The sequence below is a fragment of the Gallintestinimicrobium sp. genome (genome assembly GCF_046968865.1).
Classification (GTDB): Bacteria; Bacillota; Clostridia; order Lachnospirales; family Lachnospiraceae; genus Gallintestinimicrobium; species Gallintestinimicrobium propionicum.
In genome coordinates this window covers 285,896-309,157 of record NZ_JBKVPW010000003.1, presented here as the reverse complement: position 1 = coordinate 309,157, position 23,262 = coordinate 285,896, and the positions used below count along the sequence as shown (strand labels likewise).

The 23,262-nt window shown below is 48.8% G+C and carries 21 protein-coding genes; 2 read left to right on the top strand and 19 right to left on the bottom strand.

The window, feature by feature from the left end; all coding sequences use genetic code 11:
* The 10 genes from ACLTOQ_RS04830 to ACLTOQ_RS04785 form a co-directional block, all read right to left on the bottom strand.
* Positions 1 to 244, bottom strand: a 244-nt coding sequence (locus ACLTOQ_RS04830; RefSeq protein WP_412318922.1) for a hypothetical protein, incomplete at its 3' end; no start/stop codon positions are given.
* Between the two features lie 139 nt (positions 245 to 383).
* Positions 384 to 1,001 (bottom strand): V-type ATP synthase subunit D, encoded by a 618-nt coding sequence (locus tag ACLTOQ_RS04825; RefSeq protein WP_412318920.1) that lies wholly within the window; start codon positions 999 to 1,001, stop codon positions 384 to 386.
* A gap of 12 nt (positions 1,002 to 1,013) precedes the next feature.
* Positions 1,014 to 2,405, bottom strand: a complete 1,392-nt coding sequence (locus ACLTOQ_RS04820; protein ID WP_021913996.1) for a V-type ATP synthase subunit B — start codon at positions 2,403 to 2,405, stop codon at positions 1,014 to 1,016.
* 14 nt (positions 2,406 to 2,419) lie between these two features.
* On the bottom strand, positions 2,420 to 4,186 hold the full coding sequence (locus tag ACLTOQ_RS04815) for a V-type ATP synthase subunit A (RefSeq protein ID WP_021913995.1): 1,767 nt from the start codon (positions 4,184 to 4,186) through the stop codon (positions 2,420 to 2,422).
* Positions 4,171 to 4,758: a V-type ATP synthase subunit E gene (locus ACLTOQ_RS04810; protein WP_118495717.1), complete on the bottom strand. Its 588-nt coding sequence runs from the start codon at positions 4,756 to 4,758 to the stop codon at positions 4,171 to 4,173. Before ACLTOQ_RS04810 ends, ACLTOQ_RS04815 begins: the two co-directional genes overlap by 16 nt.
* A 51-nt stretch (positions 4,759 to 4,809) precedes the next feature.
* Positions 4,810 to 5,118, bottom strand: a complete 309-nt coding sequence (locus tag ACLTOQ_RS04805) for a V-type ATP synthase subunit F (protein ID WP_021913993.1) — start codon at positions 5,116 to 5,118, stop codon at positions 4,810 to 4,812.
* Positions 5,118 to 5,552, bottom strand: coding sequence for an ATP synthase subunit C (locus ACLTOQ_RS04800; RefSeq protein ID WP_021913992.1), 435 nt, complete (start codon positions 5,550 to 5,552; stop codon positions 5,118 to 5,120). The genes ACLTOQ_RS04805 and ACLTOQ_RS04800 overlap by 1 nt, the downstream gene beginning before the upstream one ends.
* A 14-nt stretch (positions 5,553 to 5,566) precedes the next feature.
* Entirely contained in the window at positions 5,567 to 7,501 is a 1,935-nt protein-coding gene (locus ACLTOQ_RS04795; RefSeq protein ID WP_262585072.1) for a V-type ATP synthase subunit I, read from the bottom strand.
* Between the two features lie 17 nt (positions 7,502 to 7,518).
* Positions 7,519 to 8,550, bottom strand: a complete 1,032-nt coding sequence (locus ACLTOQ_RS04790) for a V0D/AC39 family V-type ATPase subunit (protein WP_021913990.1) — start codon at positions 8,548 to 8,550, stop codon at positions 7,519 to 7,521.
* Positions 8,547 to 8,879, bottom strand: coding sequence for a hypothetical protein (locus ACLTOQ_RS04785; protein ID WP_117962257.1), 333 nt, complete (start codon positions 8,877 to 8,879; stop codon positions 8,547 to 8,549). Before ACLTOQ_RS04785 ends, ACLTOQ_RS04790 begins: the two co-directional genes overlap by 4 nt.
* A 207-nt stretch (positions 8,880 to 9,086) precedes the next feature.
* On the opposite strand from ACLTOQ_RS04785, the gene ACLTOQ_RS04780 reads away from it, so the two are divergent.
* Positions 9,087 to 9,983, top strand: coding sequence for a LysR family transcriptional regulator (locus ACLTOQ_RS04780; protein WP_021913988.1), 897 nt, complete (start codon positions 9,087 to 9,089; stop codon positions 9,981 to 9,983).
* A 193-nt stretch (positions 9,984 to 10,176) separates the two neighbouring features.
* Here ACLTOQ_RS04780 and ACLTOQ_RS04775 read toward each other — a convergent pair whose 3' ends face one another.
* The gene (locus tag ACLTOQ_RS04775; protein WP_021913987.1) at positions 10,177 to 10,671 is read right to left on the bottom strand and encodes a sporulation initiation factor Spo0A C-terminal domain-containing protein; all 495 of its coding nucleotides are present in this window, start codon (positions 10,669 to 10,671) and stop codon (positions 10,177 to 10,179) included.
* 356 nt (positions 10,672 to 11,027) lie between these two features.
* Between ACLTOQ_RS04775 and ACLTOQ_RS04770 the strand changes: the two genes are divergently transcribed.
* Positions 11,028 to 12,584, top strand: a complete 1,557-nt coding sequence (locus tag ACLTOQ_RS04770) for an NAD(P)/FAD-dependent oxidoreductase (protein WP_021913986.1) — start codon at positions 11,028 to 11,030, stop codon at positions 12,582 to 12,584.
* Positions 12,585 to 12,859: 275 nt separating this feature from the next.
* Here the strand turns inward: ACLTOQ_RS04770 and ACLTOQ_RS04765 are convergent, their stop codons facing one another.
* The 8 genes from ACLTOQ_RS04765 to clpX form a co-directional block, all read right to left on the bottom strand.
* Positions 12,860 to 13,822, bottom strand: a complete 963-nt coding sequence (locus ACLTOQ_RS04765) for a radical SAM/SPASM domain-containing protein (RefSeq protein WP_021913985.1) — start codon at positions 13,820 to 13,822, stop codon at positions 12,860 to 12,862.
* A gap of 83 nt (positions 13,823 to 13,905) precedes the next feature.
* The gene (locus tag ACLTOQ_RS04760) at positions 13,906 to 15,645 is read right to left on the bottom strand and encodes a DUF6044 family protein (protein WP_021913984.1); all 1,740 of its coding nucleotides are present in this window, start codon (positions 15,643 to 15,645) and stop codon (positions 13,906 to 13,908) included.
* Positions 15,646 to 16,312: 667 nt separating this feature from the next.
* Positions 16,313 to 17,236: a MetQ/NlpA family ABC transporter substrate-binding protein gene (locus ACLTOQ_RS04755; protein WP_262585067.1), complete on the bottom strand. Its 924-nt coding sequence runs from the start codon at positions 17,234 to 17,236 to the stop codon at positions 16,313 to 16,315.
* Between the two features lie 72 nt (positions 17,237 to 17,308).
* Positions 17,309 to 17,974, bottom strand: coding sequence for a methionine ABC transporter permease (locus ACLTOQ_RS04750; RefSeq protein WP_021915031.1), 666 nt, complete (start codon positions 17,972 to 17,974; stop codon positions 17,309 to 17,311).
* Entirely contained in the window at positions 17,964 to 18,974 is a 1,011-nt protein-coding gene (locus tag ACLTOQ_RS04745; RefSeq protein WP_412279121.1) for a methionine ABC transporter ATP-binding protein, read from the bottom strand. Before ACLTOQ_RS04745 ends, ACLTOQ_RS04750 begins: the two co-directional genes overlap by 11 nt.
* Positions 18,975 to 19,217: 243 nt before the next feature.
* Positions 19,218 to 19,700: a signal peptidase II gene (locus ACLTOQ_RS04740; protein WP_412287550.1), complete on the bottom strand. Its 483-nt coding sequence runs from the start codon at positions 19,698 to 19,700 to the stop codon at positions 19,218 to 19,220.
* On the bottom strand, positions 19,672 to 21,381 hold the full coding sequence (locus ACLTOQ_RS04735) for a S8 family peptidase (RefSeq protein WP_412318918.1): 1,710 nt from the start codon (positions 21,379 to 21,381) through the stop codon (positions 19,672 to 19,674). The genes ACLTOQ_RS04740 and ACLTOQ_RS04735 overlap by 29 nt, the downstream gene beginning before the upstream one ends.
* Before the next feature lie 138 nt (positions 21,382 to 21,519).
* A complete protein-coding gene (gene clpX, locus ACLTOQ_RS04730; protein ID WP_412318917.1) occupies positions 21,520 to 23,163 on the bottom strand; it encodes an ATP-dependent Clp protease ATP-binding subunit ClpX in 1,644 nt (547 codons plus the stop codon).
* Between the last annotated feature and the right edge of the window lie 99 nt (positions 23,164 to 23,262).

Sequence of the window (23,262 nt, the reverse complement as noted above, 5' to 3'; positions counted from 1 at the left end):
ATTTTTTTGAATTTCTTTTCAGAAATCCGTGTTGCTTTCGTTCGCCGCAACAGTCATAAAGTATATCAGGACTATTTGTCGATGTCAAGCACTTTTTGAACTTTTTTAGAAGTTCATGTTGCAGCCGTTTGCCGCAACAGATATATATTTTATCAGCGTTTTTCTGTTCTGTCAACAGCTTTTTAAAACTTTTTTTGCCAGGCGTAAACGCAAGGTTACTGTCTACAGATTTTCCTGCAGGCATGGAAGCTGCATCCGGAAAACTACGAATGAAATAGAACAACATAGAAAAACGCCCGCAAAAAGCGGGATTACTACCAGCTTCCTGCAGACGTTTTCTACTATGGCAGCGATTCCAGATATCCTTCTGGCAAGCTGCTGCTTTAATGGTTCATATTTCTCTTAATGACCTTCAGACGTGTAAACTCCTCACGTTCTTTTTCTTCGAGGGCGTTGCTGATATCCTTTACGAGAATCGTATAAGATGGAATCGTTATATTTTTCAGGGCGTTTGCACGCTTCTGCGTCTTGCGGATATTCATTGCAAGACGGTAGGCGGAGTTTTCCACCATGGACAGGCGGACGGTCAGATCCTTTACCTTTAAAAAGCTTTCCCGGGCAGCATCCACCGACTCACTGGAATTATAAAAGCCGTAATAGGGGATTTTTTTCTCCTCCTCGCAGCTTACCAGCGGGATCTCTGTGCCCATGATGCTTCTGGTTTTGATACGCACAGAATCCTCTGCAGGAATCGCCTTTGCAATTTCCTGCACAGAATGAATGCCCACCTCTATATTTGCCTGCTGAAGCGCCTGGTATGCCTCCGTAAACGTAGCGTCAATCTCTGATTGGATCGTTTTCGCCTCTTCGATCAGATTCATCAGCTCCCGGATCAGGATATTCCGTTTTTTATCCATCAGCTCATAGCCCTGCTTTGCAAGCGTCAGGGAGTTTTTCGCCAGCATCAGGTTACCTTTTGTGGGAAATGCGTTTGTATTCATAGATAACGCTCCTTATTCCAGTACACGACCCTGTTTGTCATAATACTCGTCCAGGATCTTTGTATCCACACGATCCAGCTCTTCTCTGGGCAGCATGCGCAAAAGGCTCCAGCCGATCTCCAGGGTATCGATAATGGTTCTGTTTTCATCCTCCCGCTGACCGACGAAGTATTTCTCGAACTTTTTACCGAATGCCAGGTATTTTTTATCCAGCGCAGACAACTCATCTTCACCGATAACGCTCGCCAGTGCTCTCGCATCGCCCACCTTTGCGTAAGAAGAAAACAGCTGGTTTGCGACAGCCTGATGATCCGCTCTGGTATAGCCCTCACCGATACCATCCTTCATCAGACGGGACAGACTGGGCAGTACATTGACCGGAGGGTATACCCCTTGTCCATGCAGCGCACGATCCAAAACGATCTGCCCTTCTGTAATATAACCGGTCAGGTCGGGGATCGGGTGTGTGATATCATCGTTGGGCATGGTCAGAATCGGGATCTGCGTTACGGAACCGTCGATTCCTTCTACAATACCCGCACGTTCATAAATCGTCGCCAGCTCGGAATACAGATAGCCCGGATACCCTTTTCTGGACGGGATTTCACCCTTACTCGAAGAAACCTCACGCATTGCCTCTGCAAAGGAGGTCATATCCGTCAGGATAACAAGGATGTGCATATGCTTCTCAAATGCCAGATATTCTGCTACCGTCAGCGCTACCTTGGGTGTGATCAGACGTTCTACAACCGGGTCATTTGCCAGGTTCAGGAACATGACAACGTGATCGGATACCCCGCTTTCCGCAAAGGTATGGCGGAAATATTCTGCAACATCATATTTTACACCCATCGCAGCAAATACAACTGCGAATTTCTCATCGGAGTTATCCCCCAGAGATGCCTGACGCACGATCTGTGCAGCCAGCTGGTCATGAGGCAGACCGTTTCCGGAGAAAATCGGCAGCTTCTGTCCGCGGATCAGGGTCGTCAGACCGTCGATCGCAGAAATACCGGTACGGATATAGTTACGGGGATATTCTCTGGATACCGGATTTAACGGTTTTCCGTTTACATCTGCATATTTTTCTGCTGCAACTTCACCAAGATTGTCGATCGGGGCACCGATACCGTTAAAGGTTCTGCCAAGGAGCTGATCCGTCAGCCCGATTTCCATCGGATGTCCGGTCAGTCTGGTATGGGTATTTTTTAAGGAAAGGTTATCTGTGCCTTCAAACACCTGTACAACCGCCTTGTCCTCGTTGATCTCTACGATACGGCCAAGCTTTTTTTCCTTACCGTCTGCAACGATCTCCACGATCTCATCATAAGCCGCGCCCTTGACACCCTCCAGCACGACGAAGGGGCCGTTGACACTGTTTAATCCCAAATATTCAATTGCCATCGTTTTTCCCTCCATTATGCATTGCGTGCAATCACGTCGTCGTAGAACTTGTCGATTGCCTTTTTGTAATCATCAAATTTGTCCAGTCGGTCATTTTCCACATCGTATTTAATGGAAATTACCCGGTCAAAAATTTTATCCTCCTTCAGCACGGACATGGGCATCCCCATGGATACCAGTGCTTTGGATTTCTCGTAAAGATACAGGATCGTCTCCATCATCTTCTGCTGCTTTGCAAGGGGCACAGACGTATCCTGCGGATGGAATGCGTTCTGCTGCAAAAAGCCCAGACGGATAACTCTGGCGATTTCCAGAGTCAGCTTCTGATCATCCGGCAAAACGTCGCTGCCGATCAGCTTTACGATCTCCATCAGACTGCTTTCCTGGTTCAGGATCGCTACCATCTGATTTCTGTCATCAATAAAATCAGAGCCTACATTATCTGCATACCAGCTCGCCAGATCGGGCAGGTATTCGCTGTAGCTGGTCAGCCAGTTGATCGCAGGGAAATGACGGGAATATGCCAGGTTTTTATCCAGTCCCCAGAAGCAGCGCACGAAACGCTTCGTATTCTGGGTAACGGGCTCGGAAAAATCGCCGCCCTGCGGAGATACCGCACCGATGATCGTAACACTTCCTTCAGTTCCATTTAAGTTTTCTACCATACCGGCTCTTTCATAGAACGCAGACAAACGGCTCGCCAGATATGCCGGGAAGCCTTCCTCTGCCGGCATTTCTTCCAGACGTCCGGACAGCTCACGCAGTGCCTCTGCCCAACGGGAGGTGGAATCTGCCATGATCGCTACATGGTAGCCCATATCACGATAATACTCTGCCAGTGTCAGACCGGTGTAAATGCTCGCCTCACGGGCAGCCACCGGCATGTTGGAGGTATTGGCGATCAGAACGGTACGGTCCATCATGGGATTTCCGGACTTGGGGTCGATCAGCTTGGAGAAATCCTCCAGAACCTCCGTCATCTCGTTTCCTCGCTCACCGCAGCCGATATAAACGATCAGATCTGCATCAGACCATTTTGCGATTGCGTGCTGAGTCATGGTCTTACCGGTACCGAAACCGCCGGGGATCGCCGCTGTGCCGCCCTTTGCGATAGGGAACAGGGTATCCAGGATACGCTGTCCGGTTACAAGCGGGCGGGATGCCGGATGTCGTTTCTGATTCGGTCTGGGAATACGGATCGGCCATTTCTGGGTCATGGTCAGCTCTTTTACGCTGTCATCCTTTAACAGCAGAGTTACGATCGTATCGTTGATCGTATACTCACCATCCGGAACAACTGTTTCCACAATACCCTCCACGTCGGGAGGCACCATTACCTTATGCACAATGGCGGGAGTTTCCGGTACCTCTGCAATAATCGTACCACCGGACACTCTGTCTCCGGGCTTTACACACAGCTTCGTCTGCCATTTCCTGTGAGTATCCAGAGAATCCATAGAGAAGCCTCTGTCGATATATTTACCGGATTTTTTCTCAATTTCGGCAAGGGGGCGTTCAATACCATCAAAGATATTGGACACGATGCCGGGTGCCAGGGTAACAGAAAGTGTTGCGCCCGTCGGATACAGCAGCTCTCCGGGCTTTAAACCGGACGTCTCTTCAAATACCTGAATCGTCGCCAGCTCCGGAGAAAGACGGATCACTTCGCCGACCAGCTTTTCTTTGCCGACGTATACCATCTCGCTCATCTTTAAATCTGTCTTACCTTTGACAGTGACCAGCGGGCCGTTGATCCCATAAATGCTTAACGAGTTTTCCATCTAAGGCTCGCCTCCTTTCCATCAAAAGCTTCCTTCAGTTTCGTATCAAAAGACTGGTCGATCAGTATGCCGCGTTTGGAAATTACCGCACGCACGCCTCCGCCGAAGCTGTATTCACTCACAGTAACGGCTACGTTTGCACCTGCAGAAATCGCATTCTTATGGCAGATATCCTCCGGATCGATATAAACGGTCACGTCGTCTCCATCTGCAAATTTCACGATTTCACGTGCCTGATTTACCAGATAGGTTTCATATGCACTGGTCGCCATATAGCGTTCCAGCTTTCCCTTTACTTCGGAAGAAAGCTTTTCATCCAACTCCCGCAGGAGCTTTCCGGTCTGTTCCCGGATCAGGATCTGTTCTGCTGCCAGATCTGCGTTCATCTGCTTCTTTAAGCTTTCTTCTTTTAACTTCAGTGCAAGCTCGGATTTGCGCAGGGCCGTCTCTTTGTAATCCTCATAGACCTTTTCCAGTCCCTGCTCATATTCTTGCATCTGTTTGGCATTTTCTGCATTGACCTTTTCTGTGGTCACATCCATAAAATGCTGCAGCTTTTCGTCTATTGTCATGGTCTCCTCCGAAATATCTCCTAAAAGATGCTGCGCCTATGCAGCTCTTTTTCAGATATTGATTCCGATCGCTTCATTCACATAAGATGTGATGAAATCCGGTGCACGGCCTGTGCCGTGTCTGTCCGGGATTTCCACAATCAGCGGTAACTTCCGCTCCAACCTGATATGATCGATGATATCCGGAAATTCCTTTCCGAATTTTTCCGTCAAAAGCAGGATGCCGATTTCCTTATCGGCAAGCACCTTGTCGATTTCTGCCTTCAGCTCCTGTTTCTCGTGGACCACCGCACCTTCTACTCCTGCCAGCCGCATTCCTGTCCAGGTATCAATGTTGTCGCTGATCAGATACATTTTCATTAAAGCTTACCAATGATCATGAAGGCGATGATCAGACCATACAGGCAGACACCTTCGGCCAGACCTACAAAGATCAGGGACTTACCGAGGATAGAGGAATCTTCACTGATTGCACCAAGTGCTGCGCTTGCTGCACTCGCTACGGCGATACCACCACCGATACAGGACATGCCGATGGAAAGTGCGGCTGCAATATAACCAAGACCGGTTGCTGTGCTGCTTGCTGCAACTGCTGCAGTTTCAGCAGTCTCTGCTGCAAATGCGTTGCCGGAAAACATCATAACGCCGGTAAAAAGCATCAGTCCAAAGAACATTACGCCGTTTAATGCCAGGGTTGTTTTATATCTGTGCTTTGTCTGTTCCCCTTTTACAAATACACGGAACGGAACTGCGATACAAGCTACAAGTGCTGCGAATAATAAAACTTTTGTCATGACAAATGACCTCCTTAAATGTTTTCTTCCTTTGATAAATAGGGTTCAAATTTTCTGCCGTCCCCTTTGTAGAAGCGGCTGAAAAATTCATAATACTGTAAACGGAGTACCTGAATGCCTACGATCAGACCTTCCATACCCATTACGACCAGATTGCCGACGATCACAACGATCACGTTGGGCGCCTGTCCGTTTTCTGCGCCTGCCAGCATCATAACCACCTGCATCATCGCCGCATGGCTGACTGCAAATGCACCGATACGGACAAAGGACAGGGTGTTGGAAAAATAGCTTAAGCATACTTCAAATAATTCGAAGAAGCCCTGCACTACGAACATCACCGGTCCGTTTTCATCCTGATACTTTTTCTTTTCCACAAGGGCACTGAGCGGCTCCTTGCATACGATGACCAAAAGCGGTACTACAAACATTACAACCAAAACGCCTGCTGCCGGAATGGTATGTCCGGTCATGAACAGCATGATGACTGCAACAACTGCACCGTAAAATACAAAGCCAGCCAGTCCGTTCGTATCAAACAGTGCTTCTCCGGGCTTTTTCTCCCTGAGGGAATTGATCATATGGAAGATCATCGTCAGAAGAATCAGTCCCATACCGATGGTGATCGTCACAACAAATACGGTGTTGAGTGTTCCGATCACCGGCAGATTCGTCATTGCCTCCGTCGGACGCAACCACAGCGCCGGGATCCAGTCCTCAAAACCAAATACACTGCCATAGAGGAGTCCGAAAATTGTAGAGAAGAATCCGCAGCTCGAAAGAACTGCTGCCAGGTTGATCTTTTTAAAATGGTACAATAAATATCCGCCGATCAACAGCACCAGACCCTGTCCCGCATCACCGAACATTGCACCGAAGATAATCGAATAGGACAACGCCACGAACAGTGTCGGGTCAAATTCCTGATAGTTCGGCAGGCCATACATCTGGATAAACATTTCGAACGGCTTGATCAGCTTCGGGTTTTTCAGACGAGTCGGAGGGATTGAAACTCTTCTGTCCGGATTTTCTTCCAGTGTACAGAAAATATCCGGATCCTCTTCCAGCTCCTTTTTCAGCAGATCTGCCTCCTTGTTTTCCATCCATCCACAGAGGATGAAGAAGGTTTCGTTTTTCGCCTTGGTAAATGCCGCCAGCTTGCGGACATCAAACAGCTTGGATTCATACGCAAGGGTCTTGCTTGCAGCAGAGATCGATTCAGACATCCCATTTAATTCTTTTGCAAGCTCTGCTCTCACTGCTGTGATCTGCTGCTCCAGGGCATCTGTTTTTTCCTTTAATTCCCGGCAGGCCTCATCAACGGTACCCTCGTAGGCATCCTCCAGATGAATCCGTTCAAAATGGAGAGAAGCATAAATCGCATCCACCTTTTTGGCTTCTGCCGCCGGAACGAAATAAACGCCCCAAACATAATCCTCCGTCTCCTTGCATTTTTCAAAAATCGTGCAGGCATCGTCGTATGCGTAGGTTTTTAAACGCTCATAGTAGCCGACTGGAAGTCTGCCGAAACGGAATCTTACTTCTTTAAAGTGAAGGATTCTGGAAATATCAAAATGCAGCTCCTGATAGGGGCTGACCGCATCCAGCAGTCCCCGCTCCTTTTTCAGTTCCTTTTCCAGTGCATCTGTCTCTCTGTCTGCCTTTTGAATTCTGCTCTGCACTTCAGTGATCCGTTCCATGGCTGTATCCACATCCATGTCTCTCACTGCCGTTGCTTTGCTTCCATAAAGCGCAGCAATCTCTGCTGCTCTTCCTGCTGCTTCCCGGTAAGGGTTCAACTCTGCGTTGGGTGTGATGTTGTTTAAATGCTTCAATTCGCCCATCGCATTTTCCAGCTGTATCTCATACCGGCAAAGATACTGCCTGGTTACTGTGTCGAGCTGATCCTTTGGCCCGATCACACTGATAAATTTCATTTTTTCAATCAATTTTGCCGCACCTTCCTTTATGCCAGGTATTCTCTGATTTTTTCAGCCGGCAAACCGTATCTGACGCATTCCATCGCCGTGATGATCCTGTGCACTTCCTGTTCTTTCCTATATAAATAGACTTCCAGGCATGCAGCTGAATAGGGGTTCTGTCTCATCAGCGCACGGTGCACGTTTTCCTGGATCATACTGCCGACCCGTTCCAGATTCGGTTTTTCCATTTCCTGCAGATATTTTCCATACCTGGTTTCTTTTGCGAAGTTCAACATTTCTTCTGTGCTCTCCGCCTCCGCCATTCGTTTGACCTGCTCCAGGTTCAGCCGGTAATGCACCGGAATGATCAGGGCATAAACATCTGCCGCTTTCATCCCGTAATAGCGTTTGGCACGGTAAATCCACTGCAGATTCAGGGTATCGATTGTAACACCCACCGATTCCAGCACTGCTTCCCGGTCTTCTTTTTTCAATTCTTTTCTGACCCGTTTCCAGAGATCCCTGAAATAAAACATATCCAATGCAAATTCATAGTCAAACAGAGTTGTGGACCCGCTGCCTGCCACCTTACGCAACACATCCCCGTAAGGAGTATCCGAAAGGACGCTGACCAGTGTCTCCATCGAATCTGCAGACGCTGCCTTCTTTAACGGAAATGCCGAATGCTTCGCAAAGGCTTCCTCATAATCGGAAACATCCGCAAGTGTCGGGCTGTCTGACAGGATCGCCTGTACAATGTTTTTTAAACAGGTGATTTCGTAGCGTCTGAAATACGTATCCAGAAAATTTCTCTGCTCCATGTTGGAAAACCGGTACAGCTTGGAAAAATCAGCGTAGAAGGAACGTTTGATCCTTCCCTCCGCCTGTCCTCTGTGCATGGTGTTCTCATTTTCATTTCCGAGCACCTTCCCATAGGACGGCTTCTTTTTCAGCCATGCGACAACCTCAGGAACATTGCCAAGGGTGCTGATCTGGTCAAAATCCTCTTTGCTCAAAAGCGCACCGCTCATGGCCCGTACCTTCGTTGTCAGACCGCTGTAACGAAATAAACTCATCTGCTCACATCCTTAATCATGGACTGCAGAATTTCATCCGAAATCCTGTCGTGCTCTGTATCATACTTGTGCTGCATTCCGGCAAGCTGCTTTTTCGTTTCCTCCCGGAGTTTTTCCAGCGCGGCTGCCTTCTCGTGCTCCATGTTTGCTTCCAGTTCTTCGGTCTTCTGTTCTGTCTTTAACTCCAGCATACTGTCAAACTGTTTTTTCTTTTCTTCCATCTGAGCAGCGAGTTCCTTTTTCTGTGCATCCACCGCATCCTGCATCTGCTGTGCGGCGTCTTCCACAGCCACAAGCCTGTTTAAGACTTCTTCAATGGACTGCCCCATGTTCACATGCCTCCTTTTCTACTGTTTTGAGCATGTACGTTATAAATGCTTTTCAATTTGCTCCGTGCGTATTATACTAGATTTACCCTTTTTTTAAAAATATAAATCTGATATGTGTGTAATACCAAAAACGTATTACAGAATTGCTTTTATGTCTGCTTTTGAATAAAATCTGTGATTTTTTTCACGATCCCAGGAGGATTTCCCATGTCTGCAAGCTTTGATTACTACAGGACCTTTTATTATGTTGCCAAATATAAAAACTTCACGCGTGCTGCTACCATGTTGCTTTCCAGCCAGCCGTCCGTGACCCGGAGCATCCAGAACTTAGAAAGCGAGCTGGGCTGCCGCCTTTTTATCCGTTCCCGTCACGGCGTCACCCTGACTCCGGAGGGCGAGATGCTTTACCGATATGTTGCTCCCGCCTGTGAACGCATCCTGCGGGGCGAAGAGGAGCTCGGGCTTTCCCTCGGCCTGCACGGTGGAGCAGTCAGCGTCGGAGCAACCGAAACCGCTCTCCACTGCCTGTTGTTGGATCGGCTGGCGCTGTTCCAGAAGGAGCATCCGGATGTCAAAATCCGCATCAGTAACGGAACCACTGCCCACATGCTTTCCGATTTAAAGGAAGGGCGAACCGACGTCGCTGTTGTTCCAACCCCTCTGCAGATTGAAAAGCCTTACAGCACAGTCCGGCTCCGTCCCGTTCGCAGCATTTTAGTCGGCGGACCCCGTTTTTCTGCGCTCATGGATAAGCCCATCTCCCTGCAGGAGCTGATACAGTATCCTCTCGCCGGTCTGACGGAGGCAACCATGTCCCATCAGTTTTATGAGAACTTCTTTGCCGCCCACGGACTTCCCCTCAACTACGATATCGAGCTTGCCAGCGCCGACCTGCTGCTGCCTGTTGTCAGCCATAATCTGGGACTTGCGTTTATGCCGGAGGATCTGGCAGCGCAGGCACTTTCTGAAAAACGCATTGTTTCAATTCCCCTTACAGAGGAAATTCCGAACCGCTACATCTGTCTCGTGCGGGATCCAAGCCGTCCTCTCGGCGCTGCCGCACGCTGCCTGATCGACATGCTGCTGGCAGATCGGATCGGATGAGAAAGCATAAGCTGCAGACCGGTTGGGGGATGGTTCCTGACGTATCGTCCCCGACCAGGCAGCGTAACCCGAAGCCTGTAGATATCTGTCCACTATAAAAGGGGAACAGTCCGTTTCTGGCGCAACTTGTGCCAAACGCTGTTCCCCTTTGAACGTTTTTATCAAATTAGAGCTGATTTTCCGAATGAAGGAATCAGGAATATAAGAGATGATCCTGCCGTTCCAGACAGTCAATCATGCGTGCGATAAACTCCGCGTTTGTCGGACGGTTTCCACTTTCCCTGTCGTATCCAAACACCATGCGCTGCTGTCTGACATCTCCCTTTTCCCAGCTCGTATGAATGGCATGCCGGATTGCATGCTCTACTCTGCCGGCACACGTCCTACATTCTTTTGCGATGGCTGGATATAGTCGTTTCGTTACGCCTTCCAGCTCTTCCCTGTCCTCAAGACCGATTCTCGCAGCTGCCTTCAAATAGACAACACCCTTCAGATTCGCCTTAAACCCGAGCTTTGTCAACAAATCGCCCGCCCTGTTTTCTACGGTTTTTGTTTTCCTTTCCTTTTCCATAAAGGGAAACGCCCTTGAAACAATGATCTGAAAATCCTGTTCCCTGCAAAGCATTTCCGTCAGTTGAAGAAGTTCCTGGCTGCCGCATTCCTGCGTTGATAATAAGATGCTGTTCATGCAATCTCCCTTCTGTCCATATTTTGGACATCCTCAAAATCACGAGCCTTCGGCTCAATCCCCATGCAGTTTTATACGTTATACAAAACTACATCTTTTATTATATAGAACTTTTTTCCCTCCGAAAAGAATTTGAAATACATCATTTTGTAATCTCCTGTCGACTTCCTGTGTATTTTGCGTCCCCTTTTTAACGTTTTTAGCACGATCTTAACATCATACACCAGTTCACCTGTCCTTTCCTGCGGTCTGATTTCCTGCTTGAACAGTGCCTGCTTGTATGTTACAATAAAAGATAATTGACGCATTATAATGTTTTACCGAAAGTACAAGATCAGAGAAAGGAATCCTGTTTCATGAAAAAAGCCTTTATCATCGGCGCGGGCCCTGCCGGCCTTACCGCGGCATACGAACTGTTAAAGCAGTCCGATGAGTACGAAGTAACTGTATTTGAAGAGAGTTTTCATATGGGCGGTATTTCCAAGACCGTCAACTATAAAGGAAACCGTATGGATATGGGCGGTCACCGCTTTTTCTCCAAGGTTCCGGAAGTAAATGCATGGTGGGAACAGATGCTTCCCATGCAGGGGGCTCCCGCAGCGGACGATATCATGCTGCAGCGCGACGTTCCGCTGGAAAAGGGCGGTCCCGATCCCCAGAAAGAAGACCGCGTTATGCTAAACCGTAACCGCGTGTCCCGTATTTATTTTGATCAGAAATTCTACGATTACCCGATTCAGTTAAAGCCTGAGCTATTCATGAACATGGGCTTTCTCCAGACGATGCAGGTCGGCTTCAGCTATCTCGCGAGCCTGATCCACAAACGCCCGGAAAACTCCCTCGAGGATTTCTATATTAACCGTTTCGGCAAAAAGCTCTATTCCATGTTCTTTGAACACTACACCGAGAACCTCTGGGGACGTCATCCCAGGGATATCGATCCCAGCTGGGGTGCACAGCGCGTAAAGGGACTTTCCATTATTGCGATTTTAAAAGACATCCTCTGGAAAATCGTACCGACCAAAAAAGCACATCAGGTAGAAACCTCCCTGATCGAATCCTTCCGCTATCCCAAGCTCGGTCCCGGCGAGCTGTGGGACGTAACCGCTTCCGAAATCGAAAAGCTAGGCGGTAAAATCTTAAAGGGCTGCAAGGTTGTCGGTCTGGAAAAAGATGCAAACGACCACATCGTCGCTCTGACCTACGAGCAGGATGGCAAGAAGATCCGCGAAGAAGCTGACGTCTTCATTTCCTCCATGCCGATCCGCGATCTCGTCGGCGGTATGAACGACGTTCCGGAAAAAGAAGCCAAAATTGCGGCAGGACTTCCTTACCGTGATTACCGCACACTGGGCGTTCTGGTGCGCAAGCTCAATCTGAAAAACAAGACCAAGATCAAAACCGTCGGCAACATCGTTCCGGACAACTGGGTTTATGTCCATGACCGCAACGTACAGCTCGGCCGTTTCCAGATTTACAACAACTGGTCGCCTTACATGGTTGTCGATCTCGAGCATACCGTATGGATCGGTCTGGAATACTTCTGCAACGAAGGCGATAAGCTCTGGAATATGTCCGATCAGGAGTTTTCTGACTTTGCTGTGGACGAGATCATCAAAATGGGCATGATCGACAGCAAGGATGACGTGCTTGATACGCATTCCGAATCTGTTAAAAAAGCTTATCCCGCTTACTTCGATACCTACGAGGAAATCGATACTCTGATCCACTGGCTCAACGGCATCGACAACCTCTACTGTGTCGGTAGAAACGGTCAGCACCGTTACAACAACATCGACCATTCGATGTGCACCTCTTTCGAGGTCGTACACAACATCGTAAACGGTATCCGCGACCGCTCCAACATCTGGAACGTCAATACAGAAAAAGAATATCACGAAGCGAAAAACTGAGACAGAAACGAACAATAGAATGCACGCTCTGCGAGCATTCTATTGTCATGAATTACACGGCGAAAGAGAACCAGGCGCAAAGCGGTTTTCTTTCGCCGTTTCTGCGTCTTGCTAAAACCAAAACAGGCTGCAGCCTTTCTGACATAGTTTCCTGTCAGAGGCTGCAGCCTGTTTTTTTCTTTTTAATTTCAGTGCAGTTCGCCCGTGTCATCTACAAAGCTGTATCTTCGATGCGCCCTGCTGCTGTGCAGCTGCTTTTACGCATGAACCGACGTTTATTTCGCGTATTTGCCGTATCCTGCTTCTTTCATTGCTTCTTTCGCAATGTCCGTGCGCAGCTTCGTGTCAATAAAGTCACAGTGTTTACAGAACTCCCAGTTCTGTCTGCCGTCCTTTACTGCAGTACGCAGTCGTTTGTACAGGGCACTGTTCCATGCGTCCTTCAACGCGATATTGTTCAGGTTACCGAAATCCGTCACTTCAAAGTTATCGCAGCAACAGATACCCAGCTTGCCGTTGGGTGTGATCCACATATCGGTAAACGGCATCAGGCAGGTTTCTTTGATAATCTTGCTGGTCGCCTTTTTGTTCGGTGCACTGCCTGCACGGTTGGTCAGGACTTCTTTCAGATAGCGCATCTGAATCAGGATATCAACGTCCTTGAATTCATCCGGATGCGCATTGACATAATCATAGATCTCCTGAATGTTGTCATGCAGCTTCATGTCCAGACAGTAGTTATTGATAATCAGCTGGTTGACATACGGAATGATCGATTTTACCTTATCGATGTCCAGGATCAGTCCGTTCGTGGACATAAAGATAAAGCAGTCCGGCAGCTGTTTTCTTGCGTATTTGTGGAACTCTACGATTCTGGTATCCAGCCAGGGCTCATTGTTTCCGTACAGGGTCAGATGTCCCTTGTAGTTCCAGTCCCTTAACTGATCGATAATGCTGTAGTAAAGCTCCTCCGACATGCGGGCATAGGGACGCTTTTCTGCATTTTTGTTCGCCGTACAGAACTCGCAGGTCGAGTTGCAGCGATTGATTGTCTCCAGGTTTACTACATGCGGATGCGGAATTTCCGGTGCATTCAGAAAATAGTCGATATAGTCCTGCTGTACCTTTCCTCTGGTCGTAAACTGAAGCTTCAGGTAAAGTTCAGATGCCAGTCTAGGAAAATATTTTCTCGCGTTCCATCCAAATTTTCCAGCATAATTGCTGATTCTGATCGGCATTTTACATGTCCCCCTTATCCTTATCTGTCAGCACCGCTCTCTGCGGTCATTACTCACAATCATATCATGTATCAAATACTTTGTCAAATTTCGTACAGGTAAATTGTATACGGCGCGCTTTCGTTCGAATAAATCCCCCGCAGTGTGAAGCCTAACTCTTCTGCATTATCCAGCTCATAACGGGAAAAAAGATATTTTCCGCCCATTTTTACAAACTGTTCACTGTCTAAATATAAATGGTGATCCGACAGCACCTGATTGCGGTAAGGATTGTAAATACTCTCGCCGCTCCCGGCAAACAGGTAGGCCCGTGCGCCCCATTCCCCGTAATAGGTCTGCCATTGTGGCACTCTCTCATAGGCAGGCCAGATCAGCTTCGTAAATTCTTCCTTATAGCTCTGTGGGTAAAAACCGAGATAGCCGTCCAGCGTGGAAATCCCGCTGTATTCCAGCACAGCGGTGTTCAATCCGTAGCCGGCCGCATATTCTCCATCATAATTGATATCCGCCTTGATCTCCTCCATCAGGTCGGTGCTGTAGTATTCCCGGAAGTTCAACAGATTGACCTCTGTATGCTTCACTGCACGGTACGCCTGATGATAGCAGGTCCAGTAAAATTCATTGTAAACCGCAGGTGTGAGCAAAATTACAGCAGCTGCAATGCACGCTGCCAGATTTGCGATCCGTTTCCAGAAAAGCTTTCCGGTATCGTAGAGCGCTTTTAACGCCAGAAACAGCGCCGCATACCATAAAAACGGATTGAAAAATACGGTTCGATTGAACTGAAAACCTTTTAATGGAGGCAGAAGCGTTTCAAACAATCCCCGGAAGTCCCCCTGAAAGTACAATCCATACACCAGACAATTGAACACGATCAGCAAGAGCACCCACAAAAGCGCGCTGCTTTTGAACTTTTTCAGATTTTTCTTCTGAACTGCCGCCACCAGCTGCCAGACGAGTACAATTACGCACACCGGCAGCACGAAAACTGCATGGTCGGAAGCCGCATGGAACACCGGCGTCAAAAACGCTTCCCTGATCTGACCGAGTACCTCGGAAAAGTTCAAATTGCTCTCTACCATCGTTTCCCGTATCGTCTTGACATCCGAAAACAGCATCTGTCCAAACAGACGATATTCAAAGCAAACATAGCCAGCCGCCAGCACCGGCACAGCGACTGCCAGACGACCGCAGAATTTTTTGTCTCGAATCGACACAATCACAACCGCACACACCAGATACGCCAGCAGAAAAAATCCGAAGTAGGAAAAATACGATAAAAACGGGTAGACAAAAAGCAGTGCATACCACCATTTTCCCTCTTTCCGATAGATCCGCCGTAAAATAAACACTGCGAGCGGAATCGATGCAAACGCGATTCCATATGCCGGGAACAGCGGCAGAAGTCCATAGCACAGCCCAGCCGCCCAGGCGATTCCCCGGTACCGCGGATACGCTTTTTGATAGACATCCTTTGCCAGCAGAACAAAAGAGCCTGTCCCGATCAGGATTTTCAAAAAATACCCCGTCAGGTACGCCCAAAATACCGGCATAAATGTATACAAAATATTGTATAGGTTCCATTCGCTGCTCAGGCTGTCCCGGCTGATGCCGCCCAGCATCGGAACCGTCGCGCCGTGTGCAAACCAGCTGTTTGAGTGGCTCAGTACCTGAAAGTGCGCGACAAACAAATCGAGGTTATCCTGCACTGTAAAATAGCTGTTCTCCCGAAAAATCAAAAATACCAGCAGCTCTGCGCCGATACAGCCGCCTGCCAAAAACAGGTACCAACGGCGATCCAACCATCCTAAAAATCGTTTCATTCCAGTCTCCTAATTACAAATTCTACCAGCAATGGCACTTTGAGGCTTTTGTTTATAATTGCTCACACTTACGCGCTTTTGGCACATTTTTCACAGTATCGTGCCTGTTCCCGCTCACTTGCGCTCATTATATCATGAACTTCGTTCATGATCGGCATTCGCCGTTCGCGATGAGCAGGCTTCGCCTGTTCCCGCTCTCTTGCGCTCATTATATCGTGAGCATAGCTCACTCAATAACTTCGCCGTTCGCGATGAGCAGGCTTCGCCTGTTCCCGCTCACTTGCGCTCATTATATCACGAGCCCGCGCTGACGCGCTTTGCCGCCTGCTACGCAGGCTGCTCGTTCTCTAATGGCACAAGAAAAACAAATGCCGCCTTCGGCGTCGCTTGTTTTTCTTTCGTGCTCATTATATCACATCTTACCTTTCAGGTAAAACAATAGAATACATGCTCGGCAACCATCTGCCCCTGCGCCGAGTGCGCATCCTCGCGGAGCATTTTTATCGTATGGAAACGAAGTTTCCTATACGATAAAAAAACTGCCACCTGGCAGTTTCCCGTCAGATGGCAGTTTTCTATCGGCGCTGTTTTTACAGCAGACCGAAAATGTTCCATTCTTTCATTTCGTTCATCGCTTTTACAGGTTCAAAGCTGTCCTTCGCGGAAATTATTCTCCGTCGTAAGGAACAACGCTGCCCTTATAGTTCTCGTTGATGAAGTCTTTGATCTCATCAGATTTCAGAATCTTTACCAGTGCCTGTACACCTTCGTTGTTCTCATTGCCTTCCTTAACTGCAACCACGTTTACATACTGCTGGATTGCTTCGGAATCAGCAGACTCCAGAGCAACTGCATCTGCACTGGTCAGGCCAGCCTCCATAGCGTAGTTGCCGTTGATAACACCGAAGTCAACATCTTCCAGAGTACGGGCTACCTGCTCCGCTGCAAGAGGAACGATCTTGATGTTATGAGGGTTCTCAATGATGTCATTCTCTGTTGCAGTGATACCAGCTTCGGGATCCAGCTTGATCAGACCCTCTGCCTCCAGTAACAGCAGTGCTCTTGCACAGTTTGTTGTATCGTTTGGAACTGCGATTTCAGCGCCGTCTGTGATTGCAGCGAGGTCGCTCTGCTTGCCGGGATACAGACCAAGAGGCTCGTAATGGATCTTGCCTGCGATCGCAAGGTGCGTTCCTTTTTCTTCATTATAGCTATTTAAGTAATTCACGTGCTGGAAGTAGTTTGCATCTACATCGCCGCTCTCCACTACTTCGTTAGGCTGTACGTAATCGGTAAATTCTACGATTTCCAGGTCCCAGCCTTCTGCAGCCATCAGATCTTTTGCCGCCTCCAGGATTTCTGCATGAGGAACAGGAGTTGCTGCAACCGTAATAGTGCCTTTGGATTCCACTTCTGCTGCAGTCTCGGTGCTTTCTGCCTCGGTAGATTCTGCTTCTGCAGCTTCGGTGCTTTCAACAGCTGCTACAGTGCTCTCTGCTTCTGCAGCAGTATCTGTGCTGCTGCCGCAGCCTGCCAGCAGACCTGCGCTCAGTGCCAGTGTGCATGCCAGTGCCAGTACTTTTCTTTTCATAATATTCTCCTCTCTCGGCCGGATTTTCTGGTATCCGGAACCACTCTATGACTAAACAGAATATCCTGCCCCTCAATGGGTCAGTCTTCTGTCCAGTTTCTTGGATAAACGGCTGCCGACAATCTGAATGATCTGCATCAGAATAACAAGCAGTACAACCGTCGCCAGAAGGATTTTGGTATCCCATCTGGAATAGCCGTAACGGATCGCCACATCCCCTAAGCCGCCGCCGCCGATGGCACCGGACATTGCAGTATAGCCAAGCACAGTCCCCAGTGCAATCGTGGAACCGACGATCAGAGAAACTCTCGCCTCTCCGATCAGCACCTTAAAAACGATCTGCCAGATACTTGCACCCATACTCTGAGCCGCCTCAATCACACCCTTATCCACCTCAAGAAGAGAAGACTCCACCAGACGGGCAATAAACGGTGCTGCTGCCAGTGTCAGTGAAATGATCGTTGCATTTGCACCATAGGATTTGCCTGTCACCAGACGTGCCAGCGGCGTTGCAAGCAGCATCAGAATCAGGAACGGAATGGATCTCGTAATATTTACGATAAAATCCAGGATCTTATACAGCACAGCCTTAGGCTTCAAGCCGCCCGGTGCGCATACAACCAGTAAAATTCCGATCGGGAGACCGATCACATATGCCATCAGGGTAGAGGCCAGCGTCATATAGACGGATGTGCCGGTAGCCTCGATCAGCATGCTAATTTCCTTGCTACTCAACATAATCCTTCAACTCCTCTACTGTAAGATTTTTTTCTCTCAGATACGCAATCATCTTGTCTGCGGTCTGATTTTCCTCCGGAAGCTGCAGAATCATCTGACCGGTTGCAATTCCGCCGATGTCCTGGGTATCCGCCATCAGAATATTGACGCTCGCCCTGCATTCCAGAACCATGTTCGCAATCACAGGTTCGAAAGAAGAGTTCTTCGTAAATACGATGCGAATGCAGCGGCGGCTCTTCATAATCGCCACCTTCTGATCCCCCTGAAATACCAGCTTCTTTGCAGCTCTGGACTTGGGGCTTGCAAAAACATCTGCCACTGTACCATTTTCTGCCAGCTCTCCTGCATCAATGATTGCCACATGGGTACAGATTTCCTGAACAACTTCCATGGAGTGTGTTATGATCACGATCGTAATGCCGTATTTTTCGTTAATATCCTTTAACAAAGCCAGAATTGACTTTGTCGTAGTAGGATCCAAGGCACTGGTCGCTTCATCACACAGCAGGATCGTCGGGTTCATTGCCAGCGCCCTTGCGATCGCTACTCGCTGCTTCTGTCCGCCAGACAGCTGTGCCGGATATGCTTTCTCTTTGTCGGAAAGCTCTACTACCTTTAGAAATTCCCTTGCCTTTTCCCGGGCTGTCTTTTTATCCACGCCCGCAATTTCCATCGGGAAGCATACATTATCCAGAACCGTCCGCTGCATCAGCAGATTAAAATTCTGAAAGATCATTGCAACATGCTTGCGCAGCTGTCGCAGCTGTTTTGCATCCAGGGTAGAAAGATCCTGTCCCTCCACATAAACAGTACCCTCTGTGGGCCGTTCCAGGAAGTTTAAGCATCGTACCAGCGTGCTTTTGCCTGCGCCGGACATACCGATGATGCCGTAAATATCACCCTTTGCAATGTCAAGACTGACATTTTTCAGTGCTTCCACCTTATTGTCTTTGACAGAAAACGTCTTACTGACGCCTGCAATCCGTATCATTGGTTCCACTTTTATCACTCTGCCTTCCCAGCATCCTCTCAGATGCCTGGTTTTTCAGGATTAGGTTCGGATTTCCGAACCATCACACATCAGCCCTTATCATATCACAAATCGTTTGGTTCTGTAAATATCCGATGCCGCCGAAACTGTGCATATATGCGCCGTTTCTTTAAACCTATTTTTTTGATATGTTTATACGTATAATAATCAGTTTCTCCTGTTTTGTCAACTATAAATTGCAAACATTGTTTGTTACAGTCCACGCGTACCCAGCACCACCGCCATCGTGCCGATCAGGATGCAAAGATCCGCCAGATTGAATACCACGCGATCGATCGCTGCAATTCCTGTTTTCAGGCTGACATAATCCACGACATATTCCCGCATCACGCGGTCGTAGGTATTAGAAAAAGCGCCGCCCAGTAAAAGCGATAACCCGGCCTTCAAAAGCTTTTTCCCGCGCATTCCAAGCGTCAGCACAAACACCACCAGCACTGCCACCGTCAGAAGAACGGACAGCAATGTCACCAGCTTTCGTTTTTGTTCTCCGAAATTTAAAAATGCGCCCTTGTTGTGATAGCGCCGCAGAACCGCCTTTCCATCTAAAATTTCCTTCGGCGTATCCAGCACGTCGTATTCTTCTACGTAATTTTTCATTCCCTCGTCAATCAGGAAGGATGCTGCAGCGATTCCTGCAAATTTGTAGTTATTCCGGATAATTTCCTGCAATTTCATCAAATGTCCTCCTCATGTCCAGTTGTCCGTAGCCCCATCTTCTGCTCGGGTATTCTTCCTGTGTCTGTTCCCGCGCACCGCGGCTTAGAAACGTCTGGATTCCCCTTCCGGAAATCCTCGGGTAATTGTTCTCCGCAACGCACCACTGCATCAGCTGCGCACAGGCTCCTGCCGTAAGTGCAGCCGCCATAGAGCTGCCGCTGTAGGGACCGTTTACCGTGCTGATCTCCACGCCCGGCGCCGCCAGATCCGGCTTGATCTCCCCGGTTCTGCCAAAGCCCCTGCCGCTGCGGTAATAAAAGCTTCCGTTTTCACTATTATAAAAAGTGACCGTCACCGCATCTGTCGTATAGGAGGGAACTGTGAGCGTCACATCCGGGTCCGGAACCAGAAAAAACAGCTCGCCGCTTCGAAACTGCTGCGGTGCAAGCCAAATATCAAAAATACTTTCCGGAAATACCCGTGCTCCACGGATTAAAAATGTCCAGACGCCAGGAGACGGTGCTGTAAAGCGGATCAGCATCAACTGATCTCCGGTATTGCGTTCGTTTGCAGTATCTGTAATCTGTATCCGCGTCTTTTCATAGACAAACGTGTATTCCACTGTGCTGCCCAGACCAAATTCCACCTCCGGCAGCTGCTCCCCGCCGGGTGATCGAACCGCAAGCCGGAACACTGACGGCTTGCTTCCCCATAGCTCCGCCGTAAATCCTGTGACGCCTTCTCCGACCCGAAGCTCCACCTGCTGCTGGTTTTCTGTCAGCCTCCCCCGAAAATGGCCCGCCGTGTTTCCTTCATTTCCACCCCCGATCACCACCGCCTGTGAAACGCTGCGCGCGATCCTCTGCAAATACTCCGAAAACAACGAAACGCCGCTGTGGCTTCCAAAGGACGTCCCCAGCCCCAGGCAGATCACAATCGGACGGTACAGCGGGATCACAAACTGTTGCACATATTTCACAGCGAGCAGAATATCGTCTGTGCTGTATGCCGGTTCTTTGTCCGCGATCCGATAATAATCCCGGAGATATTGTTTTGCAGGGCGAAGCTTGACTGCTACAATCTCGCAATCCGGCGCTGCACCGGTAAACAGGCTGCCCTCTTCCAGACGGCTTCCCGCCGCGACGCTCGCCACTGCGGTTCCATGTCCAATTTCATCTTTTTCCGGCACCAGGCTGTGCGGATCTTCCAGCTCCAACGCCCGGTCGATCTGTTCCCGGACGTATTCCGTTCCATATAAAAACCCCTCCGGCGACTGTCCGCTCTGATCCGTCTGATCCCAAATCGCCAGAATCCTGCTGCTGCCATCAGAATAGCGAAATACCGGGTTTTCATAAGAAATCCCGGTATCGATAAACGCCATCACTACCCTGCGCCCCGTCAACTCCAACGGGGGCCGCTGCTGTGCCAGAATCCCGGAGCCTTCCAACGGTTCTGCACGAAACGTCCGACTTCCCGCCGCTGGAAACGCACCGAGGCAAAACAACTGTGGAAGGTAGCGATACAGGTAATTGACCGGAGAAAGCGGCAGCACCGCAGACCGATCCAGATAATAAATTCCCAGAGTTCCATCCACCTGCTGATAGCAGAAGGCTTCGTCCTCCTGATTTGCTTCCTCCGGCACATAGTCCAGCAAAATACTCATATAATCTTCAGAAAGAATTTTTTCCCGACAGTTCATCTGTCTCCTTTGAACACAGAAATTTCCCCCTGTGCCCTGCGGATTTTATATCAGCATATGCGCAGTATTGCTGATATGTTCCTGTAGTATTCCGTTGAACTCTCAGCTTTCGAACATTTTCTTCATGCAGTTCAAAGTTCAAGCTTCTTTCGTTTCCGCCGCTGCGATCTGTTTCATCTGATCCCGCTCTTCCAGCGAATAACCGTTACTGCGGATATCAATCAGCGGTCCACCGGTTCCCCGGATATAATCTCCGGTAATCGTCACGCGTCCGATATTGTCATCCTTCGGAATTTCATACATGATATCCAACATAAATTCTTCAATAATCGAACGAAGCGCACGAGCACCGGTATCTTTTTCCATCGCCTTGTCTGCAATCGCTTCCAGTGCATCGTCGGTGAACTCCAGCTTCACCTCGTCCAGCTCCAGAAGCTTCTGATACTGTTTCAAAATCGCATTTTTCGGCTCTTTCAAAATCCGTACCAGCATATCCCGGTTCAAGCCCTCCAGCGTGCAGATCACAGGGAGACGGCCCAAGAACTCCGGTATCATGCCGAACGTCCGCAGATCTTCCACTTTTACCATGGAAAGGATATCCTTTTCCTTATCCCAGCGATCCTTTAACTCCGCATCAAAGCCGATCGAGGTCTTTTTGCGCAGCCGCTGTTTGATAATCTCTTCCAGATCCGGGAACGCGCCGCCGCAGATAAAGAGAATATTTCTCGTATTGACTGTTGTGAGCGGAACCATCGCGTTTTTGCTGTTCGCACCGACCGGAACCTCCACGTCTGCTCCCTCCAACAGCTTCAGCATGCCCTGCTGCACCGATTCCCCGGAGACATCCCGGGAAGTCGTGTTGTGCTTGCGTGCGATTTTATCGATCTCATCGATAAAGATGATGCCCTGCTCCGCCTTATCCACATCGTTGTCCGCTGCAGCGAGAAGCTTGCTCACAACGCTTTCGATGTCGTCACCAATATACCCCGCCTCTGTCAGGGAGGTTGCATCCGCAATCGCCAGCGGAACGTCCAGAAGCTTCGCCAGCGTCTTTACCAGATAGGTCTTACCACTGCCGGTAGGTCCGATCATCAGGATATTGGACTTTTCGATTTCAATCTCATCCATTGTGCCGGTGGCAACCCTCTTATAATGGTTGTAAACTGCTACGGAAATGACTTTTTTGGCATATTCCTGACCGATCACATACTGATCAAGCTGCTCTTTAATCTTATGTGGTGCGGGAATGGACTTTAAATCAATCAACGGCTTTGTGCCGGTTCCTTTTTTCTTGATCTTCTGTTTCTGCGGCATCCCGTCGTTCATGAAATCCGCAAGATTGATGAAGCTGATGTTCGGGAATCCTCTTCTATTGCCCGAGGATTCGTCGGAGACATTCTTGGAATCGTCATCCGCATCGGATGCCTCCAGAATGTCAGCGGCAGTGTTGTCGGATGCGTTGTTTCCATCCTGTGCGTCAGTTGTTTCTGCGTCAGTTGTTTCTGCGTCGCTTTTTTCGTTTCCGCCGCCTGCAGATTTCTGTCCTGACGTTCCATTCGACTTTGTTGGATCTCCATACGGATTGAACGGATTATTCAACATGTTCATGAACATCGGATTATTCATCATCTGCTGATAATCGAACTGACTTACCGCATCCATCGTCTTGTGCATACAGTCGTCGCAGATACAGATGTTATTCGGCAGGTGGAACATTCTTCCCGCCTTGCTTTCCGGTCTGCGGCAAATATAACAAATATCTTCAAATTCTTTTTCATCCATAGTCGGTTACCTCATCTTCCGCTTTCTGCTATCAAAAGTATAATGCAGGATCGTTCCTGAGACAAGTAAACTTTCTCTAAACAACTGTCTCCTGTACAG